This is a genomic window from Streptomyces sp. NPDC025638 (genome assembly GCF_055558775.1).
In genome coordinates, this window is sequence record NZ_JBVHLX010000062.1 from 1 (window position 1) to 3844 (window position 3844).

The following is a 3844-nucleotide window of genomic DNA, read 5'->3' on the forward strand; positions in this document are numbered from 1 at the left end:
ATCCCGGCCCGCTCGAACGCCTCCCACGACGTCTCCAGCAGCAACCGCTGCTGCGGGTCCATCGCCAGCGCCTCACGCGGCGAGATCCCGAAGAAGGCCGGGTCGAACTCGGCAGCCTCGTGGAGGAAGCCACCGTGCCGCACATAGGACTTGCCGGAGCGGTCGGGGTCCGGGTCGTAGAGGTCCTCGACGTCCCAGCCGCGGTCCTCGGGGAAGCCCGAGATCGCGTCGCCGCCGGAGGCGACGAGACGCCACAGGTCTTCGGGCGACCGCACGCCACCGGGGTAGCGGCAGGCCATGCCGACGATCGCGATCGGCTCGTCCGTCCCGGTCACCGCGGCGACCGCGGCCTCGGGCCGCTCCTGGACGCCCAGCGTCTCGGCCAGCAGGAAGCGGGAGAGCGCGACGGGCGTGGGGTGGTCGAAGACCAGGGTCGCAGGGAGCCGCAGCCCGGTCGCCGTGTTCAGCCTGTTGCGAAGTTCCACCGAGGTGAGCGAGTCGAAACCGGCGTCCTGGAATGCGTGGTCCGGCTGGACGGCCTGGGCCGAGATGTGCCCGAGAACGGCGGCGACCTCGGTACGCACCAGATCCAGCACCACCTGCTCGCGCTCGGCCTCCGGCAGCCCTGCCAGCCGCTGACGCAGCGATCCCTTCGGCGCGGTCTGCACCGTGCGCCGCGCGGTACCCCGTACGGGGCCGCGCAGCCCTCGGAGCACTGGCGGCACCGTGCCCTGCAGCCCACCCAGGTCCAGCCGCAGTGGGGCAACGGCGGCCCGGTTCAGGGCCAGCGCCGCGTCGAACAGCCGCAGCCCTTCGTCGACGGCTATCGGGGCCAGGCCCAGCCGCTTGAGCCGGGTGAGGTCCGCCTGGTCGAGTCGGTCGGCCATGCCGCTGCCCGGCTCCCACAGGCCCCACGCCAGCGACGTGGCGGGGAGCCCCCGGGCGCGGCGGGCAGCGGCGAAGGCGTCGAGGAAGGTGTTCGCCGCCGCGTAGTTGCCCTGTCCCGCGCTGCCCAGGATTCCGGACACCGAGGAGAAGACGACGAACGCCGACAGGTCGCTCGTCACCTCATGGAGGTTGAGCACGGCGTCGACCTTCGGCCGCAGCACCTTCTCCATGCGCTCCGGGGTGAGCGACGCGATCACGCCGTCGTCGAGGACGCCGGCCGTGTGCACCACGGCCGTCACCGGTGTGCCGGACAGCACCTCGGCGAGGGCGTTCCGGTCGGCCGCGTCGCAAGCCGCCCAGCGCACCTCGGCGCCCCACGCGGTCAGTTCGGCCTCCAGCTCGACCGCGCCGGGGGCCTCCGCGCCACGGCGGCTGAGCAGCAGCAGGCTGCGCACGCCGTGCTCGACGACCAGGTGCCGTGCGATGAACGTGCCCAGCGCCCCGGACGCCCCAGTCAGCAGGACGGGGCCGGCGCCGAAGTCAGGCGTGCCGGTGGCGGTCCCGGTGGCCTTCACCAGGCGCGGAACAAACACCTCCCCGTGGCGAACCGCGAACTGCGGCTCACCGGACGCGAGCGCGGCGGGCAGCACACGGACCGCCTCGTCGGTGTCCTCCGCCTCCACCAGCACGATCCGGTCCGGGTTCTCCGACTGCGCGGACCGCACAAGCCCCCACACCGCGGCATGAGCCAGATCGCCCGGACGCGTCACCAGGGCCAAACGCCCCGCACGCTCCTGCGCCAACCACCACTGCACCAACGCCAGAACCTCACTCGTGGCGCTATGCACGCGGTCGGCGGTCTGCGTACCGGACCCCACCGTGCACGGAACGACGACGACGTCCGGTGTCCCTTCCGACTCCCGCAGTGCGTCGACGTTTGCGACCGTCTCGATCACCTGCCGCTCGGTGGCGTAGGGGAGAGTGAACGGCGTCCACTCCAGCCCGAACAGCTGATCGCCGCCACCGGCACCGCGCAAATGCTCCGCCGAGACGGGCCGCAACGACAGCGACTCGACCGAGGCCACCGGATCACCGACACCATCGGCCACGGTCAGCATCACCGAACCGGTCGCCGTCCGCGACAGCTTCACCCTCACCATCGCCGCACCGGCCGCATGCACGAAGACGCCGGACCACGCGAACGGCAGGGCCGGGCCGTCGTCGAGCGACACCAACCCACCTGCGGCCAGTGCATGGAGGGCGGCGTCCAGCAGCGCCGGGTGCAGGGCGAACGCCGCCGCCTCGGCAGCCGACTCCTCCGGCAGCTCAACCTCGGCGAAGACGTCGTCCCCGCCGCGCCACACCGAACGCAGGCCCTGGAAGACCGGACCGTAGTCCAGGCCCGCAGCAGCCATGTCCGCGTAGAAGGCCGTCAGATCGACGGCCTCCGCACCCGCCGGCGGCCACGCGCCGAGGTCCCCGGCGGACGGTGCCTCTGCCGAGGACAGCACACCCCTCGCGTGGCGCAGCCACGAACCGTCGTCGACGCGCGAGTGCACGCTCAGCTGCCGCCGGCCTGACTCGTCCTCCGGGCCGACAGCCACCTGAAGGGTGACGCCACCGCGCTCGGGCACGACCAGGGGGAGCTCAAGGGTGAGGTCTTCGATCCATCCGCACCCCGTCTCGTCGCCCGCCCGGATCGCCAACTCGACAAACGCGGTGCCGGGCAGCAGAACGGTCCCGTCCACGGCGTGGTCGGCGAGCCACGGGTGGGTTTCGAGGGAAAGCAGCCCCGTGAGCAGGACCCCGCCGCTGTCGGCCGTCGCAATCGCGGCACCGAGCAGCGGATGGTCCGCCGCCCCCAGACCGGCGGCCCGGACGTCACCGGACGCCTGGGGAACGTCGAGCCAGAAGCGCTCACGCTGAAAGGCGTAGGTCGGCAGGTCGACGCTTCGGGCGCCCCGGAAGAGCGTCTGCCAGTCGGGCGACATGCCGTGGGTGTGCAGCTGCCCGATTGCGGCAGTGACCGCGTACGGCTCGGGGCGGTCGGCGCCTAGGGCGGGAACGGTGACGATGTCTGTGCCTCCGTCGAAGCAGCCCTGGGCGAGGGCGCTGAGGACACCGCCCGGGCCGATCTCGACGAACGTGGTCACACCCAGCTCGTGCAGGGTCTGCACACCGTCGGCGAAGCGCACCGCCTCACGGACGTGCCGCACCCAGTACTCGGGGGTGTACGCCTCGGCCAGACGGCCGGTGAGGTTCGAAACGACGGGAATCCGCGGCTCGTTGAAGGCCAGACCACTGACGGCCTGCGCGAACTCCTCCAGCATCGGATCCATCAGCGGTGAATGGAACGCGTGACTGACCTTCAGACGGGACGTCTTACGACCCTGCTCGCGGAAGGCCTCGCCGATGGCGACGACCACGTCCTCGGCACCGGAGACCACGACCGACCGCGGGCCGTTGACCGCCGCGATGCCGACGCCGTCGGTCAGGTGCGGCAGCACCTCGTCCTCGGTGGCCTGGACCGCGACCATGGCGCCGCCCGCAGGCAGCGCCTGCATCAGCGCGGCACGCGCCGACACCAGCCTCGCCGCATCCTCAAGCGACAACACACCCGCCACATGAGCAGCCGCAATCTCACCCACCGAGTGACCCGCCACCAAATCCGGCCGGACACCCCACGACTCCAGCAACCGGAACAGCGCCACCTCAACGGCGAACAACGCCGGCTGCGTGCAACCCGTCTGGTTCAACTCCTCCGAGTCAACATCGACCGGCGCATCCAAAAGCGCACACACCTCGTCATACGCCGCCGCGAACACCGGATAGGACGCATACAGCTCACGCCCCATCCCCAGCCGCTGCGAACCCTGACCCGAGAACAAGAACCCAACCTTGCCCCCGACGGCTCCGCCCACCGGAGCAGCACCGGAAACAATCGCCTCCAGCCCCC

1 protein-coding gene is annotated in these 3844 nt (G+C 71.6%); it reads right to left on the bottom strand.

Features of this window, described 5'->3' with window-relative positions:
- Nucleotides 1–3844: SDR family NAD(P)-dependent oxidoreductase (locus ACZ4EG_RS46550; RefSeq protein WP_467795054.1), on the bottom strand; the 3844-nt coding region annotated here is incomplete at both ends.